Annotated in this window: 29 protein-coding genes; 15 read left to right on the forward strand and 14 right to left on the reverse strand. The window is 70.7% G+C overall.

Features of this window, described 5'->3' with window-relative positions:
• Nucleotides 1-178: 178 nt before the first annotated feature.
• From ASE76_RS17440 to gstA, 3 genes are all read right to left on the reverse strand, one after another.
• Nucleotides 179-865, reverse strand: coding sequence for a type 1 glutamine amidotransferase domain-containing protein (locus ASE76_RS17440; protein ID WP_055842534.1), 687 nt, complete (start codon nucleotides 863-865; stop codon nucleotides 179-181).
• A gap of 192 nt (nucleotides 866-1,057) precedes the next feature.
• Nucleotides 1,058-2,164 carry an alkene reductase gene (locus ASE76_RS17445; protein WP_055842538.1) on the reverse strand — a complete coding sequence of 369 codons (1,107 nt, stop codon included), beginning with the start codon at nucleotides 2,162-2,164 and terminating at the stop codon, nucleotides 1,058-1,060.
• A gap of 178 nt (nucleotides 2,165-2,342) precedes the next feature.
• Nucleotides 2,343-2,951, reverse strand: a complete 609-nt coding sequence (gstA, locus tag ASE76_RS17450; RefSeq protein WP_055842541.1) for a glutathione transferase GstA — start codon at nucleotides 2,949-2,951, stop codon at nucleotides 2,343-2,345.
• A 268-nt stretch (nucleotides 2,952-3,219) separates the two neighbouring features.
• On the opposite strand from gstA, the gene ASE76_RS17455 reads away from it, so the two are divergent.
• The 5 genes from ASE76_RS17455 (at nucleotide 3,220) to metW (ending at nucleotide 6,562) form a co-directional block, all read left to right on the forward strand.
• A complete protein-coding gene (locus ASE76_RS17455; protein ID WP_055842546.1) occupies nucleotides 3,220-3,405 on the forward strand; it encodes a DUF1328 domain-containing protein in 186 nt (61 codons plus the stop codon).
• A complete protein-coding gene (locus tag ASE76_RS20725) occupies nucleotides 3,402-3,665 on the forward strand; it encodes a hypothetical protein (RefSeq protein WP_156362865.1) in 264 nt (87 codons plus the stop codon). Before ASE76_RS17455 ends, ASE76_RS20725 begins: the two co-directional genes overlap by 4 nt.
• A gap of 83 nt (nucleotides 3,666-3,748) precedes the next feature.
• Nucleotides 3,749-4,591, forward strand: a complete 843-nt coding sequence (locus ASE76_RS17460) for a transglutaminase family protein (protein WP_236698512.1) — start codon at nucleotides 3,749-3,751, stop codon at nucleotides 4,589-4,591.
• 142 nt (nucleotides 4,592-4,733) lie between these two features.
• Nucleotides 4,734-5,981, forward strand: coding sequence for a homoserine O-acetyltransferase (locus tag ASE76_RS17465; protein ID WP_369793415.1), 1,248 nt, complete (start codon nucleotides 4,734-4,736; stop codon nucleotides 5,979-5,981).
• On the forward strand, nucleotides 5,978-6,562 hold the full coding sequence (gene metW, locus ASE76_RS17470) for a methionine biosynthesis protein MetW (RefSeq protein WP_055842549.1): 585 nt from the start codon (nucleotides 5,978-5,980) through the stop codon (nucleotides 6,560-6,562). The genes ASE76_RS17465 and metW overlap by 4 nt, the downstream gene beginning before the upstream one ends.
• A 28-nt stretch (nucleotides 6,563-6,590) precedes the next feature.
• Here metW and ASE76_RS17475 read toward each other — a convergent pair whose 3' ends face one another.
• The 4 genes from ASE76_RS17475 to ASE76_RS17490 form a co-directional block, all read right to left on the reverse strand.
• On the reverse strand, nucleotides 6,591-6,980 hold the full coding sequence (locus ASE76_RS17475) for a hypothetical protein (RefSeq protein WP_055842552.1): 390 nt from the start codon (nucleotides 6,978-6,980) through the stop codon (nucleotides 6,591-6,593).
• A 72-nt stretch (nucleotides 6,981-7,052) separates the two neighbouring features.
• A complete protein-coding gene (locus ASE76_RS17480; RefSeq protein ID WP_055842556.1) occupies nucleotides 7,053-7,490 on the reverse strand; it encodes an OsmC family protein in 438 nt (145 codons plus the stop codon).
• A 30-nt stretch (nucleotides 7,491-7,520) separates the two neighbouring features.
• Nucleotides 7,521-8,591 (reverse strand): flavodoxin family protein, encoded by a 1,071-nt coding sequence (locus ASE76_RS17485; RefSeq protein WP_055842559.1) that lies wholly within the window; start codon nucleotides 8,589-8,591, stop codon nucleotides 7,521-7,523.
• Between the two features lie 272 nt (nucleotides 8,592-8,863).
• The gene (locus ASE76_RS17490) at nucleotides 8,864-9,754 is read right to left on the reverse strand and encodes a hypothetical protein (protein ID WP_055842562.1); all 891 of its coding nucleotides are present in this window, start codon (nucleotides 9,752-9,754) and stop codon (nucleotides 8,864-8,866) included.
• A 120-nt stretch (nucleotides 9,755-9,874) separates the two neighbouring features.
• On the opposite strand from ASE76_RS17490, the gene ASE76_RS17495 reads away from it, so the two are divergent.
• From ASE76_RS17495 to ASE76_RS21410, 9 genes are all read left to right on the forward strand, one after another.
• Entirely contained in the window at nucleotides 9,875-10,963 is a 1,089-nt protein-coding gene (locus tag ASE76_RS17495) for a LacI family DNA-binding transcriptional regulator (RefSeq protein WP_055842565.1), read from the forward strand.
• A gap of 100 nt (nucleotides 10,964-11,063) precedes the next feature.
• The gene (locus ASE76_RS17500; protein WP_055842567.1) at nucleotides 11,064-11,735 is read left to right on the forward strand and encodes an amino acid ABC transporter permease; all 672 of its coding nucleotides are present in this window, start codon (nucleotides 11,064-11,066) and stop codon (nucleotides 11,733-11,735) included.
• Between the two features lie 10 nt (nucleotides 11,736-11,745).
• The gene (locus tag ASE76_RS17505; protein WP_055842574.1) at nucleotides 11,746-12,399 is read left to right on the forward strand and encodes an amino acid ABC transporter permease; all 654 of its coding nucleotides are present in this window, start codon (nucleotides 11,746-11,748) and stop codon (nucleotides 12,397-12,399) included.
• 59 nt (nucleotides 12,400-12,458) lie between these two features.
• Nucleotides 12,459-13,259: a transporter substrate-binding domain-containing protein gene (locus ASE76_RS17510; RefSeq protein ID WP_055842576.1), complete on the forward strand. Its 801-nt coding sequence runs from the start codon at nucleotides 12,459-12,461 to the stop codon at nucleotides 13,257-13,259.
• Nucleotides 13,260-13,381: 122 nt separating this feature from the next.
• A complete protein-coding gene (locus ASE76_RS17515; RefSeq protein ID WP_055842578.1) occupies nucleotides 13,382-14,167 on the forward strand; it encodes an amino acid ABC transporter ATP-binding protein in 786 nt (261 codons plus the stop codon).
• Between the two features lie 81 nt (nucleotides 14,168-14,248).
• Nucleotides 14,249-15,028, forward strand: coding sequence for a sugar phosphate isomerase/epimerase (locus ASE76_RS17520; RefSeq protein ID WP_055842581.1), 780 nt, complete (start codon nucleotides 14,249-14,251; stop codon nucleotides 15,026-15,028).
• Nucleotides 15,025-16,017: a sugar kinase gene (locus ASE76_RS17525; RefSeq protein ID WP_055842585.1), complete on the forward strand. Its 993-nt coding sequence runs from the start codon at nucleotides 15,025-15,027 to the stop codon at nucleotides 16,015-16,017. The genes ASE76_RS17520 and ASE76_RS17525 overlap by 4 nt, the downstream gene beginning before the upstream one ends.
• 61 nt (nucleotides 16,018-16,078) lie before the next feature.
• A complete protein-coding gene (locus tag ASE76_RS17530; protein WP_055842590.1) occupies nucleotides 16,079-17,074 on the forward strand; it encodes a D-glycerate dehydrogenase in 996 nt (331 codons plus the stop codon).
• Nucleotides 17,075-17,165: 91 nt separating this feature from the next.
• Nucleotides 17,166-19,118 (forward strand): methyl-accepting chemotaxis protein, encoded by a 1,953-nt coding sequence (locus ASE76_RS21410; protein WP_055842592.1) that lies wholly within the window; start codon nucleotides 17,166-17,168, stop codon nucleotides 19,116-19,118.
• Nucleotides 19,119-19,149: 31 nt separating this feature from the next.
• Here ASE76_RS21410 and ASE76_RS17540 read toward each other — a convergent pair whose 3' ends face one another.
• Nucleotides 19,150-19,422, reverse strand: a complete 273-nt coding sequence (locus ASE76_RS17540; RefSeq protein WP_055842595.1) for a hypothetical protein — start codon at nucleotides 19,420-19,422, stop codon at nucleotides 19,150-19,152.
• A 187-nt stretch (nucleotides 19,423-19,609) separates the two neighbouring features.
• Here ASE76_RS17540 and ppk2 point away from each other — a divergent pair, with 187 nt between their 5' ends.
• Nucleotides 19,610-20,440, forward strand: coding sequence for a polyphosphate kinase 2 (gene ppk2, locus ASE76_RS17545; RefSeq protein WP_055842598.1), 831 nt, complete (start codon nucleotides 19,610-19,612; stop codon nucleotides 20,438-20,440).
• Between the two features lie 66 nt (nucleotides 20,441-20,506).
• On the opposite strand, the gene ASE76_RS17550 is transcribed toward ppk2, so the two are convergent.
• The 6 genes from ASE76_RS17550 to ASE76_RS17575 form a co-directional block, all read right to left on the reverse strand.
• Nucleotides 20,507-21,592, reverse strand: coding sequence for an ABC transporter substrate-binding protein (locus ASE76_RS17550; RefSeq protein WP_082448693.1), 1,086 nt, complete (start codon nucleotides 21,590-21,592; stop codon nucleotides 20,507-20,509).
• Between the two features lie 143 nt (nucleotides 21,593-21,735).
• On the reverse strand, nucleotides 21,736-22,650 hold the full coding sequence (locus tag ASE76_RS17555) for a TauD/TfdA family dioxygenase (protein WP_055842600.1): 915 nt from the start codon (nucleotides 22,648-22,650) through the stop codon (nucleotides 21,736-21,738).
• A 52-nt stretch (nucleotides 22,651-22,702) separates the two neighbouring features.
• Complete coding sequence (locus ASE76_RS17560) at nucleotides 22,703-23,533, reverse strand: ABC transporter ATP-binding protein (protein ID WP_055842603.1); 831 nt, start codon at nucleotides 23,531-23,533, stop codon at nucleotides 22,703-22,705.
• A gap of 10 nt (nucleotides 23,534-23,543) precedes the next feature.
• A complete protein-coding gene (locus ASE76_RS17565; protein ID WP_082448694.1) occupies nucleotides 23,544-24,458 on the reverse strand; it encodes an ABC transporter permease in 915 nt (304 codons plus the stop codon).
• Between the two features lie 109 nt (nucleotides 24,459-24,567).
• Nucleotides 24,568-25,443, reverse strand: coding sequence for an ABC transporter permease (locus tag ASE76_RS17570; protein WP_055842606.1), 876 nt, complete (start codon nucleotides 25,441-25,443; stop codon nucleotides 24,568-24,570).
• Complete coding sequence (locus ASE76_RS17575) at nucleotides 25,440-26,501, reverse strand: ABC transporter substrate-binding protein (RefSeq protein WP_236698513.1); 1,062 nt, start codon at nucleotides 26,499-26,501, stop codon at nucleotides 25,440-25,442. The genes ASE76_RS17570 and ASE76_RS17575 overlap by 4 nt, the downstream gene beginning before the upstream one ends.
• Nucleotides 26,502-26,590: the final 89 nt, after the last annotated feature.

Below are 26,590 nucleotides of genomic sequence, written 5' to 3' on the forward strand. Positions count from 1 at the left end.
CGGCCGCCGCCCGAACACGGCGACCTGCCATCGGACGAGGGCCACGACCCGTCGCCGGCTGTGCGCTATTAATTCAATAGCTGGAGGCCGGCGATGGACGCCGGCCCCAGGCACTTTTCATATGGAATTCCGTTCGGCAGGCCCGCAGGGCGTTCCGCAGCGGCCCGCCCGGTGCGCTTCAGCCGCGCGCCTTCAACTGCCGCAGCAGTTCCTCGGCCACCGCCTCGGACGACGCGGGGTTCTGCCCGGTGATCAGCGTGCCGTCGACCTGGACGAAGGGCTTCCAGTCGGGGCCCTTGGCGTAGAGGCCGCCGCGCTCGCGCAGCCGGTCTTCCAGCAGGAAGGGCACGACGTCGGTGAGCTGCACGCCGGCTTCCTCGCCGTTGGTGAAGCCGGTGACCCGCTTGCCCTTGACCAGGTACTCGCCGTCCTTGTCGCGGGCGTTGACCAGCGCGGCCGGCGCGTGGCAGACGGCGGCGACCGGCTTGTCGGCCTGCACGAACGCCGCGATCAGGGCGAGCGAGTCCATGTTGTCCGGCATGTCCCACATCGGGCCGTGGCCGCCGGGGTAGAAGATCGCGTCGAAGCCGTCGGCCGAGACGGCGCCCAGCTGCAGCGTCGCGGCCAGTTGCTGCTGCGCTTCGGCGTCGGCCTTGAAGCGGCGGGTGGCGTCGGTCTGCGCATCGGGCGCGTCGCTCTTGGGGTCGAGCGGCGGCTGGCCGCCGAGGGGCGAGGCCAGCACCACCTCGGCACCGCCGTCCTTCAGCACGTAATACGGCGCGGCGAACTCCTCCAGCCAGAAGCCGGTTTTCTTGCCGGTGTCGCCCAGGCGGTCGTGCGAGGTGAGGACGATGAGGATCTTCATGGCGGTGCTCCTGTGCCGTGGGCGGCTGTGACGGGCTGGCAGTGTAGGAGGAGGGCCGCTGCGGGCCGGTAACAGTCTGGCCGGCCCCTTCCACCCCTTGCGCCAGGGGCGGACGTAAAAAAGAGCAGCTATCTTTTCGATAGCTGCTCGTCGGCGCCAATGGCCGGCCGGAGGCCCGAAAGCCTCTGCAGATCAGTCCAGCGTCGGATAGTCGGTGTAGCCGTGCTCGCCGCCGCCGTAGAAGGTGTTCTTGTCGGGCGTGTTGAGCGGCGCGTCTTCCTTCAGGCGGCGTACCAGGTCGGGGTTGGCGATGTAGGGGCGTCCGAAGGCGACCAGATCGGCGCCACCGGCCACGGCCTTCTCGGCCAGGGCCTTGTCGTAGCCGTTGTTGACCATCCAGGCGCCCTTGCCGCCTGCGTCGCGGTAGGCCGCCTTGGCGGCGGCGTAGTCGAACGGGCGGCCGTCCACGTCGCGCGGGCCGCCGGTGGCGCCTTCGATGACGTGGATATAGGCCAGGTTCAGCGGCGCCAGCTCGCGCAGCACGTACTCGAACAGCGGCTGCGGCGCGTCGTCGGTGACGTCGTTGGCCGGGGTGACGGGCGACAGGCGGATGCCGACCCGGTCGCCGCCGATGTCGTCCGCGATGCCGCGTGCGATCTCGAGCAGCAGGCGGGCGCGGTTCTCGATGCTGCCGCCGTAGTCGTCGGTACGCTTGTTGGAGCCGGTCTTGAGGAACTGGTCGAGCAGATAGCCGTTGGCGCCGTGGATTTCCACGCCGTCGAAGCCGGCCGTCTCCACCGCGTTGCGCGCTGCGGCGCGGAAGGTCTTCACGATCGACGGGATCTCGCCGGCGTCCAGCGCGCGCGGCGTGGAGGTCTCGGCGAAGGAGCCCTTGCCGTCCTTGTCGACCAGATAGGTTTTGGTCTTGGCGGCGATGGCCGACGGGGCCACCGGTGCCTGGTGGTCGGGCTGCAGGTCGACGTGCGAGACGCGGCCCACGTGCCAGAGCTGCACCACGATCTTGCCGCCCTTGTCGTGCACCGCCTGGGTGACCTTCTTCCAGCCGTCGAGCTGCTCGGTGCCGTAGAGGCCCGGAACGTCGGCATAGCCTTGCGCCTGGTGGCTGATGGCGGTGGCCTCGGTGATCAGCAGGCCGGCGGTGGCGCGCTGCGCGTAGTAGGTGGCGGTGATGTCGCGCGGGATCGCGTTCGGCGAGCGGTTGCGGGTCAGCGGCGCCATGACGATGCGGTTGGCGAGGTCCAGGCGGCCGGCCTTGGTGCTTTCGAAGAGTGACGACATTCGGGTTCCTGGTGCTTGAGGGGTCGGTCGGCAGGCGTCGCATGGAGCGGCCTGCCGCGCAGTGCGCGATGGCGCGCGTGCCGGGCCAGCGTAGCCGGCCGGGCTAATCCTTGCCGGAGACGGCGCACCGCACCCTGTGCTACGTGTGCGCGTGGCCGGCGCGGCGGTGCCGGAGGTTCTACGCCAGCAGGCCTTCGGCCTTCATAGCGGTCTGCACCGCGGGGCGGGCACCGACGCGGGCGTGGTGGGCTTGCACGTTGGGCACTTTCGACAGGTCGATTCCGACCTTGCCGGCCCAGTTCACCACGGTGAAAAGGTAGCCGTCGGCCACCGAGAAGTGGTCGCCCGCCAGGTAGTCCTTGCCGTCGAGTTCGCCGTCGACGAAGGCCAGGCGCTTGCCGATCTTCTCCACCGCGGCGGCCTTGGCATCGGCAGGGGTGGCCTGGTTGAACAGCGGGCCGAAGCTCTTGTGCAGCTCGGTGCCGATGAAGTTCAGCCATTCCTGCAGGCGGTAGCGGGCCAGCGTGCCGTTGGCGGGCGCCAGGTTCTTGGTGGGCACCTGGTCGGCGATGTACTGCACGATCACCGGGCCTTCGCGCAGGCGGGTTCCGTCGTCGAGTTCGAGCAGCGGCACGTAGCCCAGCGGGTTGATCGCGTAGTAGTCGCTGCCGTCGGGCAGCTGGTGGGTCTTGGTGGGCGCGGCCACCGCCTCGAAGGCCAGGCCCGCTTCGTGCAGGGCGATGTGGGGGGACAGCGAGCAGGCGCCGGGGCTGTAGTAGAGCTTCATGAAGGTGCGGTCCTCTGTTGGGGCTGGGGGTGCAGGGCGGTGTGCCCGCACCCCGGCGACCGCCATGCTAGCGATTTCCCGCATTTCCCGCTGGGTGCCGATCGGCCCTGCGCCGGGGCCTGGATTGCGTCCTACAGCCCGAAAAGGGAGCGCCCGACCTGGGGGCCCGGGGGGCACCCATACGATCACGCTATTGCCAATCAGGGCATTCGGCAGGGCGGTCGCCCTGCCGCGGGGGTGTCCTCATCTGGTTGCAAAGGAATACAAAATGCTCAAATACGCCATCATCTTCGCGCTGATCTCCCTGGTCGCAGGCGCACTCGGCTTCACCGGCGTCGCTGCGGGCTCTGCCGGCATCGCCAAGATCCTGTTCGGTCTGTTCCTGGTGATCGCGATCGTGTTCGTGGTCCTGGCGGCCCTCGGCGTGGGTGCCGCGCGCAAGGTACTGAAGTGACCGCTTCCAACGTTCTGCGGCTGCCGCTCCCGGCAACTGCCGGGAGCGGTTCCGCTACGGTGGTGGTCGGCATGTACACCCCGCTGTGGCATGCCGCCAAGGTGCTCAGCACGACTGCCCATAGCTGGTGGGACGGCGGTGTTCCGCCCGCTCGCAAGCGCAGCGAGCGCGCGACGGACGCCGTCGCGCAGATGGCCTCTTCGGTGGTCCGGCATCTGAAGCCGGTGCCCTCTCACCGTACCAGCCCATCTGCCTACTGAGCGCCGCGTCTGCAGCTTTTCTCAACCGGCGCCTCGCGCGACCCTCGCTCCTTTCTCATCCGCCGCGTTTCGCGGTCTCGATCGTGAACCCCATCACTGCATTGCGCTGCGACCTGGAATACGTGGTCGGCGGCAACTCGCATTTCCTCTTCAACATCCAGGCGGCCCGCAGCGGCGACCACCGCATCCTGGAAGAGTCCCTGGTCGTGACGCCCGACATCGGTCTGCGTTCCTTCGAGGACCCGGGCAGCGGCAACCGCTTCTTCCGTTGCGATGCCGACGGCGGCAGGCTCAACGTGCGCTACGACGCGCGCATCGAGCGCATCCGCGAGCCGGTCGATCCCACGCTGCCGGAGGCCGCCGTGTCGGCGCTGCCGCACGAGGTGCTGCACTACCTGATGCCCAGCCGCTACTGCCAGTCGGACGTCATGAGCCGCGCCGCCCAGCACCTGTTCGGCCAGGTGCCGCAGGGATACCAGCGGGTGCAGCACATCTGCGAATGGATCCGCGCCAACATCGCCTATCAGTTGGGCGTGAGCACTTCCACCACCAGCGCGCAGGACGTGTACCTGCAGCGCGCCGGGGTGTGCCGCGATTTCGCCCACCTGGCGATCACCTTCTGCCGCGCGCTCAACATTCCTGCGCGGCTGGTGGTGGGCTATGTGCGCTTCGCCGATCCGCCGCAGGATTTCCATGCGGTGTTCGAGGCCTTCATCGGCAACCGCTGGGTGCTGTTCGACCCGACCGACATGGCGCAGGTCGACCGCATCGTGCGGGTCAGCTCGGGCCGCGACGCGAAGGACACCGCATTCGCCACGATCTTCGGCCCGGTGCAGATGACCCGCATGATCATCCAGGTCAACGAGGACGGCACGCCGCCATCCGAAAACCCCGATCCCGCCCAGGCGACGGTGCTGCTGGCCTGAGGCCGCACCGCCACGCGAACGGGCCGGTTGCTATACTGGCCCCGCGCCGATTTGCTCCAGCTTGCGGGCGCTCTATAAATCCTGCTAAAGACGGACCGACGCGCTGCACCCCACGTCCAGAAGCCCGGCCTCGTTTTCAGCGATGCCGGGCTTTTCCATGTCGTTCATTGCCACGCCCCAGTCGATGCACTTCGCCGAACCGCTGCCGCTGCAGAGCGGCGCGGCGATCGCCGACTACACCCTCGCCTACGAGACCTACGGCACGCTCGATGCCGCGCGTTCCAACGCGGTGCTGATCTGCCACGCGCTCAACGCCTCGCACCATGTGGCGGGCAGCTACGCCGGCCAGCCCCGGTCCGAAGGCTGGTGGGACAACATGGTGGGGCCCGGCAAGCCGGTCGACACCGACCGTTTCTTCGTCATCGGCATCAACAACCTCGGCTCCTGCTTCGGCTCCACCGGGCCGGCCGACGCCAACCCCGCCACCGGCCGCATCTGGGGCGCCGACTTTCCGGTGGTGACGGTGGAGGACTGGGTGAACGCGCAGGCCCGGCTGCTCGACGCGCTGGGCATCCGCACCCTGGCCGCGGTGATGGGCGGCAGCCTCGGCGGCATGCAGGCGCTCTCCTGGACGATGCAGCACCCCGAGCGGCTGCGCCATGCGGTGGTGATCGCCAGCGCGCCCAACCTCAACGCCGAGAACATCGCCTTCAACGAGGTGGCGCGCCGCGCGATCGTGACCGACCCGGACTTCCACGGCGGCAACTTCTACGAGCACGCCACCGTGCCCAAGCGCGGCCTGCGCATCGCCCGGATGGTGGGCCACATCACCTACCTCAGCGACGACGTGATGAACGAGAAGTTCGGCCGCCAGCTGCGCCGCGCAGTGGAAGACACGGTCGAGGGTGCGGGCCCGGGCGGCGACGCCGCGGCCCCCGCCGCCTACCGCTACACCACGCAGGACGTCGAGTTCCAGATCGAGAGCTACCTGCGGCACCAGGCCGACAAGTTCAGCGACTACTTCGACGCCAACACCTACCTGCTGATCACCCGCGCGCTCGACTACTTCGACCCGGCGCGCGACCACGGCGGCCGGCTCGCCGAGGCGCTGGCGCGCGCGCAGTGCCGCTTCCTGATCGCCAGCTTCACCACCGACTGGCGCTTCTCCCCGGCCCGCAGCCGCGAGATCGTCCGCGCGCTGCTCGACAACGGGCACGACGTGAGCTACGCCGAGATCGACGCGCCGCACGGTCACGACGCGTTCCTGCTGGAAGACCCGCGCTACCTGGCGCTGGTGCGCTCCTACTTCGACCGCATCGCACGCGAGCCGGCAACCGCGCCAGCCGCGGCAGTGGCGCCACCGCCGCCAGTGGAAGGAGCGGCAGCATGAGCGACCTGGCCACCAAGCAACGCATCGCCCGGCTGGTGCCGCAGGGCGCCCGGGTGCTCGACCTGGGCTGCGGCGACGGCACCATGCTCGACCTGCTCCAGCGGGAGCGCGGCTGCACCGGCTACGGCATCGAGATCGACGACGCCAACGTGCTGGCCTGCGTGCAGCGCGGCGTCAACGTGATCCAGCGCGACCTGGGCGCGGGCCTGGACCTGTTCGACGACCAGGCCTTCGACGTGGTGCTGCAGCTCGACACCCTGCAGCACCTGCACAACACCGAGACGATGCTGCGCGAGACCGCGCGGGTGGGCCGCATGGGCATCGTCGCGTTTCCCAACTTCGCGCACTGGCCCAACCGGGTCAGCGTGGCGCGTGGCCGGATGCCGGTGACGCGGCGGCTGCCCTACGAGTGGTACGACACGCCGAACATCCGGGTCGGTACCTTCAAGGATTTCGAGGTGCTGGCGCGCAAGAACGCCCTGCAGATCCTCGACGGATTCGGGCTGCAGGACGGGCGCGAGGTACGTTGGCTGCCCAACCTGCTGGCGGGCACGGCGGTGTTCCGCTTCCAGCGCGGCTGACGCGGGCCGCGCTGCAAGACCCGCGAAGTTACTTGGCGGGGACCGGCGTCACCGTCTCGCGGATGATGCCGCCGCTGCCCACGCTGCCGCTGCTGGTCGTGGTGCCGGGGGCGCTCGAGGCGCCCATGCGCTTCATGCAGTCGGCACGCTCGCCGGCGGGCAGGCTGCCGCAGCGGTCGGTGCCGTTGCGGCCTTGTTCCGGCGTGCTCGGCGAGGTCAGGCCACCGCGGGCGGCTTCCTGCTTAGCGGCGCCGCCTTCGCGGCGGCAGGCGGCCGGGTCGCTCTGGGCACCGGCCGGGGTGCAGCCGGCTTCGACCGGTGCGGTAGGGGTTTGCGCCTGGGCGGCACCCAGCCAGACGGTGCTGGAGAGCAGGGCGATGCCGGCGGCGCGGGCGATGCAGGAAACGATGGATGTCATGGGGCTACCTCGAAAACGATGGGGACGACGGCCGGCGTTGCCGGCCGCGGGGAGTCTGGAAAGCGGGTGCGATCAGGGCCGTAGCGTGGCGGTCAGCGTGATCTCGGGCACGCCGGCCAGCGCCTTCGACAGCGGGCAGCCGCGCTTGGCGGTTTCCGCCAGTTCCTGGAAGCGGGCGTCGTCGATGCCCGGCACCGAGGCGTCCAGCGTCAGCGCGATCCGGTCGATCTTGAAGCCGTCGCCGTCCTTGGCCAGGCGCACCACCGCATTGGTGTCCACGTCCTTCGTCGGGAAACCGGCCTTCTCGGCGGCCAGTGCGAAGGCCATGGTGAAGCAGGCCGCATGGGCCGCGCCGACGATCTCCTCGGGATTGGTGCCGGTGCGGTCGTCCTCGAACCGGGTGCCGAAGCCGTACGGATAGGCCTTCAGCGCACCGGTCTCGGTGGTGATCTGTCCCTGGCCCTTCTTGCCGGGGCCTTCCCAATGGACGCGTGCGTTCTTCTCGATCATGGATTTCCTTTCAGGGGTGGAGGAGCCGCGTCACTTCGGGCGCGGCGGGCGGATGGCGTGGTCGGGCTGGCGGAGTTCGCCGGCGCGCAGCTGGCGCACGGCCTGCACCACCGCGCGGGCGACGTTGGAGACCTCGTCCTGCATCGGCGTGTCGCGGTCGAGCGTCTCGTGGCTGTCGTAGTAGGGCGCGTAGTAGCCGATGTAGCGGTCGATCTGCGACCAGTGGCCGGCAGGCACTAGGCCCATCCAGTCGAGCCAGTCGGTCAGGTTGCGGCGGTGCGATTCGATGCCCGACACGTCCCCGTGCACCACCACCCCGTAGGCGCGGCCGGCCACATGCTTCGGGAAATCCCAGCCCTTCTGCTCGATGTCCTTGGCCTCCTGCGCCTTCTTGCCGTGGGTGCTGCTCGGGTCGGGGTTGCCGCCGTCGGCGCAGACCAGGCGGTCGATCATCAGCTTGAGCGGGCTGGGCGACTGGTTCCAGTAGGTGGGCGCCATGATCACGATGCCGTGGGCCGAGACCCAGCGCTCGTAGATCTCGGCCATCCAGTCGTCGGCCTGGTCGAGCGAATGGTTGGGGTAGCAGCTGCAGGGCCAGTGGCACAGCGGCATCGCGGTCGAGACGCAGCCCTTGCACGGGTGGATGGTGCGGCCGTATTCGGAGGTGACGAGGCTCAGGTCGAGCAGGTCGGCCTCCATGCCGGCGTCTTCCACGACCTTGCGGGCCATCTGGTTGAAGCGCCAGGTCTTCGAAATCTCGCCCGGGCAGGTGCCGTCGTTACGGGCGCTGCCGTTGATCAGCAGGACGCGGGAGCGGGTGGCCGGCTCCTTCCAGCGCGCCTGGGCGGCTTCCAGCCGGCGGTGGGTGTCCATCCACTCGACCGACATGTCGTAGTCGGGGTCGGCGAAGCCGGCACCGGCCTTCTCGGTGACCGGCGCCTTGCGGCCCTCGTCGTACGCTTCCCATGCGATCGCCTCCAGCCGGGCGATCGCCGCGTCCTCGGCCCGGTAGGCGGGGTCGTAGTAGCGCAAGCGGAAACGCTGCCCGAAGGCAGCGCGGTCGAGGTGGGGCGGTGCCTGTCCGGTGCGGGGGGTTGTCATGGTGGGGCGGGTGTTCTTGTGGGCGAAGCTGCCGCAGCATGGCCGCCGGCGCCAGCGCCCACCGTCGGACGCTGCCGCGTAGATGGTGGCTGCGGCTTCCTACACCCCGGCCTCCGATCCGGGCACCGGGTCGGTTTCAAGCCGAAAATAGCCAGGGCCCGCACGGTATGCCGACCTCGTGCTATTAAATATGTAGCAAACGGTCAATCGACAAATCGACCAATTGCCCATGGACCGGCCGGTAGCTCTCGCCGCCCCTGTCGTACCGTCCGTTACGGCTCCACCACGTTCAGGCAGCCCCCCGCCGGGGCACCGCCGTCGTCCGGTGCGCCGCACTCGCCCAGCATCTGCTGCACGCCCTCGTCGAGCCAGGGCACCGGCGTGGCCTTGGCCAGGGTCATCCACACCGCGAAGGGCACCAGGGCGGCGCGGCGCGGTGCGGGCCGCGCCACGCAGAGGCGGGTGCCTTCGAGCACCATCACGCCGCACTCCAGCGGGATCTCGTTGGCCGCGGCGATCGGCCGGCCCCGGGCGTCGTTGCCCAGCACGTACCAGCATTCGCTGGCCATGTGCAGGTAGGCGGCGCGCTTGGCGGGCTTGCGCAGGTCGCCCAGCAGGTCGGCGCGGCGGACCTTCACCTCGTGCACCACCGGCAGGGCGTAGGCCTCGACGGTCGTGTTGCGGATCGAGAAGACATCGGGTTTGGCGATGCACCAGCGCAGGTCAGCCGGCGCCGGCGCGGCCATCGCGTCGGCCCCGGGCTCCACCGGGTCCGCGCCGGGCACAGGATCGCGCTGCACCTGGGCCCGCAGCGACAGCCCGCGCCAGGCGATGCGGCCGGCGCGCTGCATCTCGCGCGCCACCGCCTCCACCAGCGCCTCGTGCTGCGACAGGCAGGCCCGGTTGCGCTGCAGGCTCTGCGCGATCGCGGCGATGCCGGCATCGGTCACCCGCAGCGTCTCGCCGGCGGACGAGGCCACCCGCTCCACCAGGCCGAAGGCCAGCAGCTCCACCTCGACCAGGTCCTGGCACGGCCAGCCGGCCGAGCGGTAGATCTCGCGCAGCCGCCGGGCGTGGGTCCGGCCCAGCACCGGCGCCGGCGGCGCGGCCGTCTCCAGGACGTCGGCCAGGGGCAGGGGTTCGGCGAGGGGCAGCGCGGACATGGGCGGCAAGGGTAGCGGGGGGCGAAAGACCTGTACTTTCATACAGGTACCCGGCGGCGGCGCGGCGGGCGCAGCAGGCCTGCGCGGGTACCATCGTCGCCACCCTGAAACTGGTTTCCGATGCCGACGACCCCACCGCCTTCCCCGACCGGCCGCACCGCCCCGGCCCGCGCCACGATCGACGACGTGGCGCGGTCCGCGGGCGTGTCGAAGGCCACGGTGTCGCGCTTCCTCAACCACCGCGAGACGCTGCTGACGCCCGACATCGCGGCGCGGGTGCAGGTGGCGGTCACCGCGCTCGGCTACTCGCCCAGCCCGATGGCGCAGGCCCTGAAGCGCGGCCGCTCGCGGCTGATCGGCCTGGTGGTGGCCGACATCACCAACCCGTATTCGGTGGCGGTGCTGCGCGGCGCCGAGAAAGCCTGCCAGGAGGCCGGCTACCTGCTGATGCTGTTCAACCTGGGCAACGAGGGCGGGCGCGAGCGCCAGGCCATCGAGGCGCTGGCCGCCTACCAGGTCGAGGGCTTCATCCTCAACCGGGTGGGCGACGACGCCGCCGCGATGGCCGAGGCCGCCCGCAGCGCCCGGCCGATGGTGCTGGTCGACCGGCGCAACGACACGCTGGCGGCCGACTTCGTCTCGCTCGACAACGCCGCGGCCACCCGGATGGCGGCCGCGCACCTGCACGGCGCCGGCTACCACCACCAGCTCTTCGTGACCGAACCGATCGAGGACGTCAGTTCCCGGCACGAGCGGGCCGCCGCCTTCCGCGCCTTCTCGGCCGAGACCGGCACCGCCGCCACCGTGCTGGAGCATGCCGAAGGCGACGACGCGGCGCTCGACGACGCCCTGCGCCGCCTGCATGCCGAGGCCGGGGCCACCGGCAGGCCCGCCGCGGTGCTGAGCGCCAACGCCGTCGCCACGCTGCGCGTGGCGGCCGCCGCGATGCGGCTCGGCTGGCAGTTCGGCCGGGAGCTGGGCTTCGTCGGTTTCGACGAGACCGAATGGGCGCCGCTGGTGGGCCCGGGCCTGAGCACCGTCGCCCAGCCGACCGATGCGCTGGGCCGTGCTGCGGTCGAGTGCCTGCTGGAGCGGCTGCGTGGCGCCACCCATGCGCCGCGCGAGATCCTGCTGCCGGGCCGGCTGGTGCCGCGGGCCTCGTCGGTGGTGCCGGGCGCCGCCGTGCTTCCACCGCGCGCAGCCGACTAGGGTATTTCCCGAGTTCGCGCCGCACGCTGCGTCGCTAAACTGAAACCGGTTTCAGACACCGGCCGCAAGGCCCGGTTTCCCTGCGAACCCCCTCCGTTCCGTGAACTACACGTTTCAATTCGGCGATGTCTTCGCCGCGTGGCCGCTGCTGCTCCGAGGCACGTGGACCACGCTCCAGCTGTCCTTCCTGGCGATGGCGCTGGGTCTGTGCGTGGCGGTGCTCTGCGCCTGGGGCAAGACCTCGGGGCCGAAGCCGCTGCGCTGGGCGATCAACGTCTACATCGAACTGATCCGCAACACGCCCTTCCTGGTGCAGCTGTTCTTCTTCTTCTTCGCGCTGCCGGCGCTCGGCCTGCGCTGGACGCCCTACACCGCGGCGCTGACGGCGATGGTGGTCAACCTGGGCGCCTATGCCGCCGAGATCATCCGGGCCGGCATCGAGTCGATCCCCAAGGGCCAGATCGAGGCGGGCCTGGCGCTCAACCTGAAGCGCTGGGAGATCTTCCGCTTCGTCGTCATCACGCCGGCGCTGCGGGCGATCTACCCGGCGCTCACCAGCCAGTTCATTCTGCTGATGCTCAGCTCGGCCGTGGTGTCGGTGATCTCGGCCGACGACCTGACCTCGGTCGCGGCCAACCTGCAGTCGCAGACCTTCCGCAGCTTCGAGATCTACATCGTGGTGGCCGGCATCTACCTGCTGCTGTCGCTCGCGTTCTCGGGCTTCTTCAAGCTGGTGTTCAACGCCACGCTCAACTACCCCGACCGGAAGTAGAGGGCCCACGATGCGTACGTTCGGCATGCCCGAGTTCTGGTTCATCCTGGAGGCCGCCAAGTGGACACTGGCGCTCTCGGCCATCGCGTTCTTCTTCGGCGCCCTCGGCGGGCTGGTGGTGGCGCTGTCGCGCGTCTCGCCGGTGGCCGGGGTGCGCGGCGCGGCCACCGCATTCGTGCAGGTGTTCCAGGGCACGCCGCTGCTGCTGCAGCTCTTCCTGATCTTCTTCGGCGCGCCGATCCTCGGGCTGGACATCAACCCGTGGATCGCCGCCGGCATCGCGCTGTCGCTCAACACCGCCGCGTTCCTGGGCGAGATCTGGCGCGGCTGCATCCAGGCGATTCCGCGCGGCCAGTGGGAAGCGGCCGAGGCGCTCAATCTCTCCTACGTCTCGCGGATGCGCGACGTGGTGCTGCCCCAGGCCTGGAAGATCGCGGTGCCGCCCACCGTCGGCTACCTGGTGCAGGTGATCAAGGGCACCTCGCTCGCCGCGATCATCGGCTTCACCGAGATCACCCGCGCCGGCCAGATCATCAACAACGCCACCTTCCAGCCGCTGATCGTGTTCAGCGTTGTGGCCGCCATCTACTTCGTGCTGTGCTGGCCGCTCTCGCTGCTGGCCGGGCACATGGAGCGCCGCCTGGCCGTGGCCAACGCGCGCTGACGCCGCCGCTGCCCCCGCTTTCCCTTCTCTCTCGACCGTTCCCCACAACAGGAGACCCCATGACCCGCTTCCTCCCCCGCCGCACCGTCGTCGTCGCCGCAGCCCTGGCGCTGGGCACCTCGCTCGCCGCCCTGGCACCGGCCCATGCGCAGTCGCTGGCCGACATCAAGAAGAAGGGCGAGCTGACGATCGGCATGCTGGTCGACTTCCCGCCCTACGGCACCACCGACGCCAAGAACCAGCCCGACGGCTACGACGCCGACGTGGCCAGGCTGCTGGCCAAGGACCTGGGCGTGAAGGCCAACATCGTGCCGGTCACCGGCCCCAACCGCATCCCGTTCCTGCTGACCAACAAGGTCGACCTGCTGGTCGCCTCGCTGGCGATCACGCCCGAGCGTGCCAAGCAGGTGACCTTCTCGCAGCCCTACGCGGCCGCCACCATCGTGCTGTACGGCAAGAAGTCCGACGCGATCGCCGACGCCGCTGCGCTCAAGGGCAAGCGCATCGGCGTGGCCCGCGCCAGCACCCAGGACATCGCGGTGACCAAGGCCGCGCCCGAGGGCACCGAGATCCGCCGCTTCGACGACGACGCATCGGCCATGCAGGCGCTGCTGTCGGGCCAGGTCGACGCGATCGGCTGCTCGGTCACCGTGGCCGCGCAGATCGCCAAGCGCGCACCGGCCGGCATGTTCGAGAACAAGTTCAACCTGGTGCAGCAGAACATGGGCATCGCGATGCGCCCCGGCCAGGCCGAGCTGGAGAAGACGGTCAACGATTTCGTCGCCAAGCGCAGCGCCGACGGCGAGCTGAACAAGCTCTACCAGAAGTGGCTCGGCGCCGATCTGCCGGCGTTCAAGTAAATCCCCAGGCTGCGCCTACCCCCTTGCAGGGGGCGGTACCAGCGGACCGGCGGAGCCGGATCCGCGGTACCCCTGGACCCGGCTGATGGCCGCGGCGCCTGACCAACACGAGATTCACGAGCATGACGGACCCAGTCGCCCCCACCGCCCCCGCCGTACCGCACGACCCGATCATCCGGATGGACGGCGTGAACAAGTGGTATGGCCAGTTCCAGGTGCTGACCGGCATCGACCTGAGCGTGCGCACCGGCGAGCGGATCGTGGTGTGCGGGCCGTCGGGCTCGGGCAAGTCCACCCTGATCCGCTGCATCAACCGGCTGGAGACGGTGCAGCAGGGCCGCATCGTGGTCGACGGCATCGAGCTGACGGCCGGCGGCAGGAACGTCGACCGGGTGCGGGCCGAGGTGGGCATGGTGTTCCAGCAGTTCAACCTGTTCCCGCACCTCACCATCCTCGAGAACTGCACCCTGGCACCGATGCGCTCGCGCGGCATGACCAAGGCGCAGGCCGAAGAGGTGGCGATGCGGTACCTCGCCCGGGTGCGCATTCCCGAGCAGGCCGCCAAGTACCCGAGCCAGCTCTCGGGCGGCCAGCAGCAGCGGGTCGCGATCGCGCGGGCGCTGTGCATGTCGCCCAAGATCATGCTGTTCGACGAGCCCACCTCGGCGCTCGACCCCGAGATGGTCAAGGAAGTGCTCGACACCATGGTGTCGCTGGCCGAGGACGGCATGACCATGCTCTGCGTCACCCACGAGATGGGCTTCGCCCGCAGCGTGGCCGACCGGGTGATCTTCATGGCCGAGGGCCGCATCGTCGAGCAGGCGCCGCCGCAGGAATTCTTCTCGAATCCGCAGCACGAGAAGACCCGCACCTTCCTCGGCCAGATCCTGACGGCGAACCACGCCTGAACCGCCGACAGAACCCGCCGGGGTAGAGGGCGCCGCGCTCGCGCCGGCCTCCCGTGCCCCGGTGCCTTCGCAAGAGCCCCCATGCCCGACGTGCCTCCGATCCTCATCTCCCTCACCGCCTTCGGCGCCGCCGAGGTGAAGCGCCACGGCCAGCGCTACTTCGCCGAACTCTCCCGTGCGGCCGGTGCCGACGGGGTCGAGGTGCGCGGCGAGCTGCTCGCGGTGCCGCCCGCCGCGTCGGAGCTGGCCGCCCTGCGCGCCACCGGCAACGTGCGCGTCTACTCCAGCCCCGAAGGCCTGTGGGCCGCCGACGGCACGCTGGACGCGGGCGCCCTGCACCGCGCGCTGGGCATCGCCGACCAGCTGGGCGCGGCGCGGCTTAAGATGTCGATCGGCGGCTTCGGCGCCGGCTCGGCCGCGTCCTTGCGCGACCTGCAGAACACACTGGCCGACGCCCCGTGCGAGCTGGTGATCGAGAACGACCAGACGCCCGCCGCCGGCACCGTCGCCGCGCTGCGCCGCTTCTTCGCCGCGGCCGATGGGGCGGGCCTCGCGCTGCCGATGACCTTCGACATGGGCAACTGGCATACCCTGGGCGAATGCCCGCTGCAGGCCGCCGCCGTTTTCGCCACGCGCGTCGGCTACGTGCACGCCAAGGGCATGCACCGCCGGCCCGACCAATGGGTGGCGGTGCCGCTGGCGGAATCGTCCGCGCCCTGGCGCGCGGTGCTGCGCGGCCTGCCGGTGGACGTGCCCTGGGCCATCGAATACCCGCTGGTCGGCGACGACCTGCCGGCCGTGACCCGCCGCGAAGTGAACCTGTTGCGCGCCGCCGCCCGGCTGCAGAAAGAGACCGCATGAACCCGCCTGCCCCCCCCGATTCCCCCTTCACCGCGCCGCTGCCCGGCGCCGCCCGCGACGTCGCCGTCTTCGGCGAGGCGATGACGCTGTTCATCGCCGGCGAGCCCGGCCCGCTGGAGCGGGTCGAGACCTTCCACCGCCGCATGGCCGGTGCCGAGATCAACGTGGCCGTCGGCCTGGCGCGGCTCGGCCTGCGGGTGGGCTGGGCCAGCCGGCTGGGCGACGATTCGCTCGGCCGCTACCTGCTGGCCGAGCTGCAGAAGGAGGGCGTCGACTGCGGCAAGGTGCAAAGCGATGCCGGCCAGCGCACCGGCTTCCAGTTCAAGGGCCGGGTCGACGACGGCAGCGATCCGCCGGTGGAGTACCACCGCAAGGGCTCGGCCGCCAGCCTGATGGGCCCCGACGACGTGGACGCGGCCTGGCTGCAGGCCACCCGCCACCTGCACGCCACCGGCGTCTTCGCCGCCATCTCCGCCACCAGCCTGGCCGCGGCCCACCGCAGCCTGGACGTGGCGCGTGCGGCCGGCCGCAGCATCTCGTTCGATCCCAACCTGCGGCCGACGCTCTGGTCGTCCACCGACACGATGCGCACCGAGATCAACCGCCTGGCCGCCAAGGCCCACGCGGTGCTGCCCGGCCTGGCCGAGGGCCAGCTGCTGACCGGCCATGCCGCGCCCGACGCCATCGCCCGCTTCTACCGCGACGCCGGCGCCCGGCTGGTGGTGATCAAGCTGGGGGCCGAGGGCGCCTACTACGACGATGCCGACGCCGGCACCGGCCACGTGGCGGGCTTCCCGGTCGCGAAGGTGGTGGACACGGTGGGCGCGGGCGACGGCTTCGCGGTGGGCGTGGTGAGCGCGCTGCTCGAAGGCCGCAGCGTGCCCGACGCGGTGCGCCGCGGCAGCTGGATCGGCGCGCGCCAGGTGCAGGTGCCGGGCGATTCCGAAGGCCTGCCGACCCGGGCCGAACTGCAGGCCGCGGGGCTGTAGAGCCCGCGCCCCGCCCTGCGCCGGCCGCCTGTGCCGGCCTCTACGCACCGACAGGATCGCCATGACCACAAGCCTCCCGCGCCAGCACGTCCTCGTCTTCCGCGAGCTGCCGCCCGACCAGCTCGCACGCTTGCAGGCGGTGCACGAGGTCACCGTCGCCAACCCCCGCATCGCCGCGCAGAAGCCGGCGTTCGACGCGGCGCTGGCCACCGCGCAGGGGCTGGTCGGCTCCAGCTACCCGGTCACCGCCGCGCTGCTGGCGCAGGCGCCGCGGCTGCGCGCCGTCTCCAGCATCTCGGTGGGGGTGGACAACTACGACCTCGCCGCGCTGCACGCCCGCGGCATCGTGCTGTGCCACACGCCCGGCGTGCTCGACGAGACGGTGGCCGACACGGTGTTCGCCCTGGTCATGGCGACCAGCCGCCGCATCGTCGAGCTCTCGACCCTGGTGCGCGAAGGCCGCTGGAAGCACAACATCGGCGAGGATCTGTTCGGCACCGACGTGCACGGCAAGACGCTCGGCCTGCTGGGCTTCGGCCGCATCGGCCAGGCGGTGGCGCGGCGCGCCGCGCTGGGCTTCGGCATGCGGGTGCTCTACCACGCACGGCGTCCGGTCGCGCTGGCCGGCACGCCGCTGGAGGGCCGGGCGCATCACACGCCGCGCGACGCGCTGCTGGCGCAGTCGGACATCGTGGCCGCCCTGCTGCCGCTGACGCCCGCCACTCGCGGCATGCTCGACGCGTCCGTCTTCGCCCGCATGAAGCCGGGCAGCATCTTCGTCAACGGCGGCCGCGGCGCCACGGTGGACGAGGCCGCGCTGCTGCAGGCCCTCGACCACGGCCCGCTGCGCGCCGCCGGCCTGGATGTCTTCGCCACCGAGCCGCTGCCCGCCGAGTCCCCGCTGCGCACCCATCCCCGGGTCACGCCGCTGCCCCACATCGGCTCGGCCACCCACGAGACCCGCCGCGCGATGGCGGTGCTGGCCACCGACAACCTGCTGCACACCCTGGCCGGCGAACGGCCTGCGGCGGTCTACGACACGGCGGGAAGTATTTAGCGGGCAGCGCTCAAGCTTGGTGCGGATCTGTCGATAAGCAGCGGTGGCAATCCGCTACGCCCGGTCCTGGTGCATCGCCAGACCCTGCAAAATGAACAGATCCATCCAGAACCTTCCGATGCGCGGCAAATTCCTGCTGATCGGCATCATCGCTCTCGTGACGGCCGCCGTGCCGAGCGGTTTTCTCATCCAGAACAAGGTGCTTGAACTGCGCACCGCCGAGCGCGAGACCTCGGGCCTGCCGCCCGCCGGGGCACTGCTGCAGTTGATCCAGCTGACGCAGCAGCACCGGGCGCTGTCGGCCCAGCTGCTGGGCGGCAACGAGGCCGCTGCTGCCGACGCCACCGCCAAGGGTGCCGAGGTGGCCAAGGCGCTCGACCGGACGCAGCAGAGCACCCGTGCGATGGGCGTCGCGCTGGTGTCGTCCCAGGCCGATGGCGTCGCCGGCGCCTGGCAGACCTTGTCCGGCGGCGTGCGCGGCAAGACCCTCACCGGACCGCAGAGCAACGCGGCCCATACCGCCCTGGTGGCCCAGGAACTGGCGCTGCTGCAGAGCATCGCGACCGAATCGGGCATCGTGCTGCACCCCAACGAAAGCGGCTACCACCTGCAGAACGGCGTGCTGAACCTGCTGCCCCGGCTGACCGAATCCTTCGGCCAGGTGCGCGCGCGCGGCGCCCTGGTGCTGGCCAAGGGCGAGATCGCCGCGGCGGAGCGGGTGCGCATCGAAAGCCTGGTGACGCTGGCCCGCAGCCAGTTCGCCGATGCACGGCAGTTCCTCGACCGTGCGGCGAAGAACGACCCCGCCCTGCAGGCGTCGCTGGGCTCCCTGCTGGCGAACGCCAACACGGCGGCCGAAGAGGGCCTGAAGCTGGCCGAGACCCGCATCGTCAACGCCGAGAACCTCGACCTGCCCGCACCCGAGTTCGTCGCCGCCCAGACCCGGGCGATCAACGCCCAGTTCGACCTGATCACTGCCGCCCTCTCGGCGCTCGACCAGGAACTCGACCACACGGTCGCCGCGGCGGTTCGCCAGGTCGCATTGGTCTGCGCGTTGCTGGCCGCGCTCGGCTGCCTGGCGGCGTGGGTGATGTGGAGCGTGGCCCGCAGCACCAGCGGCTCGATCCTGAAGGCGCTCACCGTGGCGGAATCGGTGGCCGAAGGCCGGCTCGACAACCGGTTCGACGCGGTGCACTCCCGCGACGAGGCCGGCCGGCTGCTCACCGCGCTGGCTCGCATGAACGCACAGCTCACCGGCTTGGTCGATGGCGTGCGCCAGAACGCCGACAGCGTGGCCACCGCGTCGGCCCAGATCGCGCTCGGCAACCAGGACCTTTCCGCCCGCACCGAGAAGCAGGCCGCGGCCTTGCAGCAGACCGCCGCGTCGATGGAGCAGGTGAGCACCACGGTGCTGCAGAACGCCGACAACGCGCGCCAGGCCAACCAGCTCGCCCAGGGCGCGTCCTCGGTCGCGGTGCAGGGCGGCAAGGTGGTGCGGGAGGTGGTCACCACGATGCGCGACATCAACGACAGCTCGAAGCGGATCGTCGACATCATCAGCGTGATCGACGGCATCGCCTTCCAGACCAACATCCTGGCGCTGAACGCGGCGGTCGAGGCGGCCCGTGCGGGCGAGCAGGGCCGCGGCTTCGCGGTCGTGGCGAGCGAGGTGCGCAGCCTGGCGCAGCGCAGCGCCAACGCAGCGCAGGAGATCAAGGGCCTGATCACCGAGAGCGTGGGCCGCGTCGAGCAGGGCACCGCCCTGGTCGACCAGGCCGGCCGCACGATGGAGGAGGTGGTGACCTCGATCGCCCGGGTGACCGACATCATGGGCGAGATCACGGTGGCGTCGAACGAGCAGAGCACCGGCGTGGCGAGCGTCGGCCAGGCGATCGCGCAGATGGACCAGGCCACCCAGCAGAACGCCGCCCTGGTCGAGGAAAGCGCCGCGGCCGCCGGCAGCCTGAAGGCGCAGGCGGAACAGCTGGTGGAATCGGTGGCGGTGTTCCGTACCGCGGACCGGCAGGCGCTGCGCCTGGCCTGACGGCCTCGGCGGCGCGCCCGCCCGCGGGCCGTCAGGCCTTGGCGGTGCGGCCGACGAAGTAGCGGCTGGCGCCCAGCAGCATCGCGGCGCCGACCAGGGCGGCGACGAAGGCGGCCAGCTGCTCGCGGCCCCAGAGGTGCATGCCCTGGCCGGCGAAGCTGGCGGCCAGCGCGCCCACCATGCCGATGCCCGCGGCCAGCAGCAGCGCCTTCATGCCGGTGGTGATGCCCATCGGCTTGAAGGCGTTCATCAGCAGGCCGAGGATGAAGCCTGCGAACAGGGTCCAGAAAAGTCCGGTGGTCATGGTGGGTATCTCGTAGGTGTGGCCTTGCGCGGGCGGCGCCCGGGCAGGGGAGCCGTCCGGGTGAGCCGCAGCGTAGGCCTTCGCCGCGGCCGCCGTACGCGGGTATGCGCGTAGTTCCCGAAATAAAAGCGCCGGGCCCGATACGCGCCGGCACAAACGCCGGCGGGCCGCGTGGCACAGTGGCGCCATGAAATCCTTCTCCCGCAAAGACTACGCGCGGCAGCTCGAGCCGCTGCAGATCGAACTGGCCCGCATGGCCCGCTGGGCCGCCGCCACCGGCCAGCGCATCCTGGTGATCTTCGAGGGCCGCGACACCGCCGGCAAGGGCGGCGCGATCGGCGCGGTGTCGGAGCACCTGAACCCGCGCCAGTGCCGGGTGGTGGCCCTGCCCAAGCCGACCGACCGCGAGCGCGGCCAGTGGTATTTCCAGCGCTACGCGACCCACCTGCCGGCCGCCGGCGAGATCGTGCTGTTCGACCGCAGCTGGTACAACCGCGCCGGCGTCGAGAAGGTGATGGGCTACGCCACCGACGCCCAGGTCGAGGCCTTCCTGCGGCAGGTGCCGGTGTTCGAGCAGATGCTGGTCGACGACGGCATCCTGCTCTTCAAGTACTGGCTGGGCACCGACCAGGACGAGCAGGAGGCCCGCTTCGCCGAGCGGCACACCGACCCGCTCAAGCGCTGGAAGCTCTCGCCGATCGACCTGGAGGCGCGAAAGCACTACGCCGACTACACCGCCGCCCGCGAGGCGATGCTGCAGGCCACCCACACGCCGCAGGCGCCCTGGACGCTGGTCGATTTCAACGACCAGCGCGCCGGCCGCCTGACCCTGCTGCGCGACCTGCTCGACCGCCTGCCCGACACCCACATCGAGGACGACCCGATGGCGCTGGAGCCGTTGGTCCGCAAGCCGCTGAAGGAGCGCTACGGCGTGGTCAAGCCGCTGAAGACGGCCAGGCCGGGGAAGTCGGACGGCAAGGGCGAAAAGCCCGAAAAGCCCGACAAGGCCGATTCCTGAGTCCGTAAAGGCCTGCAGCCGGCGTGCAGAGCCGGCCTCTAGCTATCGATAACGTAGCGGATGGCGTCAGGGTTTCGCCGCCGTTCCATCCGCCCCGGTCGGCGCCCAGTAGTCCTCCGCCCCCGCCGCGCGCAGCGCCTGCTGCAGGAAGCGCCGGTCGGCCCAGGCCTCGACGTCGAAGCCGCTGCGGACGATGCCGATCTGCTGGCTGCCGGCGACCACCTCCTTGTAGCGGGCCACCAGACCGTCGTCGACCAGCGGCGAGTAGCGCGCCTTGAGCGAGCTGCCGTCGAATTCGTTCCGGAAGATCGAGAGCGGCAGGCCGCTGGCGGCCACGTATTCGTCGTAGAGCGCGGCGCGGCGGCTGTCCTCGGAGGCGGCGCGCGCCTCCTTCACCACCACGGTCAGCACCCGCACCAGCGCCTCGGGGTAGCGGTCGATGAAATCCTGCGTCGCGATCAGGCCCGACTGGATGGTGAACCGCGCCGGCTTACCCTTGGTGCTGACCGGGACCAGCGCGGTGCCGTTCTCCCTGAGCAGGTTCAGGTCGGTGCCGCCGAAGGTGGCGTCGATGTCCTTGTTGACCACCGCCGCCTTGGAGGTGGGCCAGTCGAGGTTGGTGAAGCGCACGTCCTTCTCGGTCAGGCCCGCTTCCTCCAGCAGCCGGTTGAAGGTGAGCTGGTAGGCGGTGCCGCGCAGCACCGCGACGCGCTTGCCCTTCAGGTCGGCGGCGCTGCGAACCTCGGAGCCGAGCGGCACCGCCAGGTAGCTGTTGTTGCTGCGCGAGACGCCGGCCAGCAGCCGGGTGCGCAGCCCGTTGGCCCGGCCGATCACGCCGGCCACGTCGCCCAGGTAGACGATGTCGAGCTGCTTGGTGGTCAGCCCCTCGTTGATCGCAGGGCCCGCGCCCTTGAAGAACTTCCATTCGATCTTCACGCCGTCCTTGGCGAACTCGGCCTCCAGCGCCTTCTTGGCATAGACCAGCGACACCGGATGCGCCCCGGCGAACGAGTGGCCGGCGGTGCCCTGCTCGGGCGCGGCCAGGCGGATCACCTGCGGCAGGTCGGCGGCGAGGGCGTTGCCGGCCAGGGCAGCCCACGCGAGGGCGGAGGCCAGCAGCGGCCGGCGGGCGAGGTGGAGAAGGCGGGTCATGCGGAAGTCAACTTGGTCAGAAGAAGGAAGAGGCGCAAATGGGGCCGTCCAGCAGCGCACCCGTGGAGCGGGCTTCGCCCGGCCACCGGGTGTGCCCCCCTTTGCGCAGCGAAATGGGGGAGCGACGCAGTCGCTTAGGGGGATTACCTGATCTTTTTGCTGCGGACGCCATCGACGCCGACGGGCACGTCGCCGCTCACCGTCACCCGGCGCACCACCCGGTGGGCGTCGCCGTAGTCGTTGATCGCGTAGTGCTGGGTGGCGCGGTTGTCCCAGACGGCGACGTCGCCCTCGGTCCAGCGCCAGCGCACCGTGTTCTCCAGCCGCAGGATGTGGCCGGTGAGGATCTCGATCAGGCGCTGCGAATCGTGGGTGGAATAGCCCGCCAGCTTCTTGGCGAAGTGGCCCAGCAGCAGCGCCCGCTCGCCGGTTTCGGGGTGTACCCGCACCACCGGATGCTCGGCCTCGAACAGGGTCGAGGTGAACACCTCGCGGTAGCGCTTGCGGCCGGCCTCTTCGCCGCCGTCGGCGCGCACCGCCGCATAGTCGTAGTCGTTGCCGTGGACGGCGCGCAGATTCTCGGCCAGAGCCTTCAGCGGGGCGGGCAGGCCCTCGTAGGCGGCCACGGTGTTGGCCCAGACGGTGTCGCCGCCGATCTCGGGAATCGTGACCGCGCGCAGTACGCCGGCCTGCGGCGGCGCCACATCGAAGGTCACGTCGGTGTGCCAGGAGTTGGCCCGGCCACCGTGGCGCGAGTCCAGCTCCAGCAGGGTGCGGCCGTCGGGCGAGGGCACGGTCGGGTGCGGCTCGATCGGGCCGAAGAGGCGGCCGAAGGCTTCGTGCTCCGCATCGTCCAGGTGCTGCTGGCCGCGGAAGAACAGCACCTTGTGGCGCAGCAGCGCGGCCTTGACGGCGGCGAAGGTCTCGGGCGCCAGGTTGCCCGAGAGCCGCACGCCGCGGATCTCGGCGCCGATGCGGCCGGCCAGCGGGCGGATGTCGAGGGCCGCGTCGGCCACGGAGGGCTCGGCGGACGGACGTGCGTTCAGTACGGTGCTCATGGCGAATCACCTGCGGTTGAAAAAAACGGGATGCGGAACGGGGCGGCGGGATTCAGATCGCGAAGTGCCAGTCGCCCGCCAGCGGCGTGCGCGGCGCGGGCCGCAGCGGCGGCGCGGCGGGCGCGCCGTCGGGGCCGGCGAACTCGCGCAGCACGTCGTCCTTGATCCGCACGAAGTCGAGGTCGGCGCGCCGCCGCGGATGCGCCAGGCCGACCGGCACGATGCGGCGGATGCGGCCGGGGCGCGGCTCCATCACCACCACCTTGTCGCCGAGGAACACCGCCTCCTCCACGTCGTGGGTCACCAGGATCATGGTGATGCCCTCGGCCTGCCAGATGCGGTGCAGCTCCTGCTGCAGGTGGGCGCGGGTCATCGCATCGAGCGCGCCGAAGGGCTCGTCGAGCAGCAGGATCTCCGGCCGGTTCACCAGCGCGCGGGCGATGGCCACCCGCTGCGACATGCCGCCCGAGAGCTGGTGCGGATGCGCCTTCTCGAAGCCCTCCAGCCCCACCAGCGCGATGTGGCGCTGCACCGAAGCGCGTTTTTCTGCCTCGGGCAGCGGCGCGTTCAGCAGGCCCAGGCCGATGTTCTGCTCCACCGTCAGCCACGGAAAGAGGCGGTGCTCCTGGAACACGATGCCGCGGTCGAGGCTGGTGCCGACGATGCGTTGGCCGTCGAGCAGGATCTCGCCCTGGTAGTCGTCCTCCAGCCCGATCACCAGGCGCAGCAGCGTCGACTTGCCGCAGCCGCTGGTGCCGACGATGCTGACGAATTCGCCGGGCGCGATGGACAGCGTGATGTCCGAGAGGATGGGCAGCGGCTGGCCGTCGACCTGGTAGGTCTTGTGGACGTGGCGCAGTGCGAGGGTGCCGGCGTGGGCCATGGAATGTCTCCTAGTGGAAATGCGCGACGCTGGTGCCGCGCCAGGCCAATAAACGGCGTTCGAGCTGCGACGCGAGCCAGTTGAGGCTGAAGCCGACGATGCCCACCACGATCACGCCGAACAGCACCAGGTCCATCCAGAAGTGCTCGCGGCCGTCGACCAGGGTGTTGCCGATGCCCTTGCCCGAGACCAGCAGGTACTCGGCGCCGAGGGTGGCGAGCCAGGCGTAGATCAGGCTCAGGTGCACGCCGGCGAAGATCGACGGCGCGGCCGAGGGCAGCACCACCCGGCGCAGCAGCTGCCAGCGCGAGAAGTCGAAGACGCGCGCCACCTCGATGTACTCGCGCGGCACGCTGCGGATGCCCTCGAAGGTGTTGAGCACCATCGGGAAGAAGGCCGCCAGCGAAAGGAACACCACCTTGGCCAGGTCGCCCAGGCCGAACCAGACCGAGATCAGCGGGATCCAGGCGAAGAGCGAAATCTGCTTGACCGTATGGAAGCTGGGGCCGACCACGTCCTCGAACAGCCGCGACAGGCCGAGCGCGGTGCCGAACGCCAGGCCCAGCGTCGCGCCCAGCACGAAGCCCGCCAGGTTGCGCCAGAGGCTCGAGCCCAGCGCCGTCCACAGCTGGCCGGTGACCGCCTGGTCGACCGCGGTGGCCCAGACCTTCGACAGCGGCACCAGCAGTGGCGAGGTCGACCAGCCGAAGCGCACCGCCGCCCACCAGAGCACCAGCAGCAGCACCGGGATCACCCAGCCGCGCAGGGCACGGGGCACGGCGGGCCGGGGGCGCTTGCGGACCGGCGCGTCCGGTGCCTCCGCGGCCCGCTCGGGCGGCAGGAGCGGCGCCACCGTCAGCGTGCCGGCCTCCAGCGCCGGCGGCGTCGCGGCCCAGGCGGCGGGATGGGTGAGGTGCTCGCTCATGGCTGCTCCCGGGTGGCGGGCAACGAGCCCTTTGCTATGAAAAACGTAGCTGCTGGCCGGCGCCGTACGCCGGCTGCAGGCACTTTCTGCTTGAAAGCGCGGGCCCGCATCACAGTCCCACCCGGCGCCAGCGCAGCAGCCACGCCTCGGCCAGCGCCAGCAGCTTGTCGAGCGCGAAGCCCACCGCGCCCACCACCACCACCGCGGCCATCACCACGTCGAGCTGGAACAGCTGCCGGCCGTAGACGATCATGAAGCCCAGCCCTTCGGACGAGGCCAGCAGCTCGACCACCACCAGCGCCAGCCAGGCGTGGGTGAGGCCGTAGCGGATGCCGTTCCAGATCGGCGCCAGCGCCGCCGGGAACACCACCTTCCGCAGCATCTGCCAGCGGGTGAAGCGGAACACCCGGGCCAGCTCGATGTACTGCACCGGCACGCCCTGGATGCCCTTGAAGGTGTTGATCGCGATCGGCACCGCGGCGGCCTTGGCGATCAGGATGATCTTGAGTGCCTCGTCGATGCCCACCAGCAGCATCAGCAGCGGCAGCCAGCCCAGCACCGGGATCTGGCTGAAGGCCTTGAAGATCGGGTAGACGTAGTCCTTGACCGTGGGCGACAGGCCCATCGCCACGCCCAGCGCCAGCCCGGCGGCGGCGCCCGCCAGGAAGCCCCAGAACACGCGCCAGAAGCTCACCACCAGGTTGGCCCACAGCTCGCCGCTGGCGAACAGCTCGCCGAAGGTGCGGGCCACCGCCGCCGGGGCGGGCAGCACCTGCGGCGCCACCCATTCGTAGTGCGCCGCCACCGCCCACAGCGCCAGCACCGCCAGCGGCAGCGGCCAGGCGAGCAGCAGCCGCAGCCACCGCGGCCGGCGCCGCCAGACCGAGACGGCCGGCGCCGTGCGCGCGGTGGCCGCGGCCCTGGTCGACTCCGCAGGTACCCGCGGCGAAGAGGCGAGGGGAGGCGACAACGGTACGGAGCTCATATCTGCCTGCCTTGTGCGTCGAGGGTGGGCCAGTAGTGCTGCAGGCCCTGCTCGCGCAGGGCGCGGTCGAGGTACTTGCGCTCGATCCAGCGGCCCACGTCCACCTCGCGGCGGGTCAGCCGGAACTGCACCAGCTGCTTCGACGCATCCTGGTAGAGCCCGACCAGCAGCGGGTCGAACAGCGGCGAGAGCCGTACCTTCAGCGGCTGGCCCAGCAGGTCCTCGCGCCAGGCGGCGTAGGGCGTGCCGCCCTTGCCCCACTGCTGCAGCACCTCTTCGCGATGGCTCTCGTCGGAGCCCCAGCGCGCGGCACGGACGATGACGTTCACCACCCGCTGCACGATCTCGGGATGCGCCTGCTCGAAGGCCTCGGTCACCAGCACATGGTTCTGGCGGGTGAAGACGGGCGAATCGTCGCGGCTGGAATACAGGATCTTCGCTGCGCCCGCGTCGCGCAGCTTCAGCAGTTCCATGCCGCCGAAGGCCGCGTCGATGTCCCGGGTGGCCAGCGCCGCCTGCATCGCGGCGTAGTCGAGGTTGATCGCCTTCAGGTCTTTCTCGGCCAGGCCGTGCCTGGCGAGCAGCCGGTTGGTCGGCAGCTGGCCGCTGGTGCCCTTGAACAGCGCCACCCGCTTGCCGCGCAGCTCGGCGATCGAGGCCAGCGCCGAGTCGGGCGGCACGGCCACGTAGAGGTTGTTGCGCGCACCCGAGGCCAGCAGCAGCCGCGTCTTGAGCCCGCCGGCCCGCGCCACCACCGCCGGCAGGTCGCCCTGCGCCGCGAAGTCGAGCTGCCCGGTCGCCAGCGACTCGTTGACCGCCGGCCCTGCGCCGCGGAAGAAGTACCACTCGACCGCGATCCCGTCGGCCTTGAACTCTTCCTCCAGCCAGCCCTTCCAGTGCGCGATCGCGACCGCGTTGCCCGAACTGACGGGCGGCTGGCCCACCGGCGCCGCAGAAAAGCCGATGCGGATCGCCGTGGGCTTGGCCGCCTGCGCATAGGCCGGCGCCGCAAGCGACGCCAGCAGCAGCCCGAGCAACGCGGCAAGCGCCGTCGCCACCACAGCCGCCACCGCATCACGCCATGCAGCTCCCGGGACGCCGCGGATCCGGCTCCGCCGGTCCGCCAGCGTCGCCCCCTGCAAGGGGG

Origin of the sequence: Xylophilus sp. Leaf220, from assembly GCF_001421705.1 — a bacterium.
Lineage (GTDB): Bacteria > Pseudomonadota > Gammaproteobacteria > Burkholderiales > Burkholderiaceae_C > Xylophilus.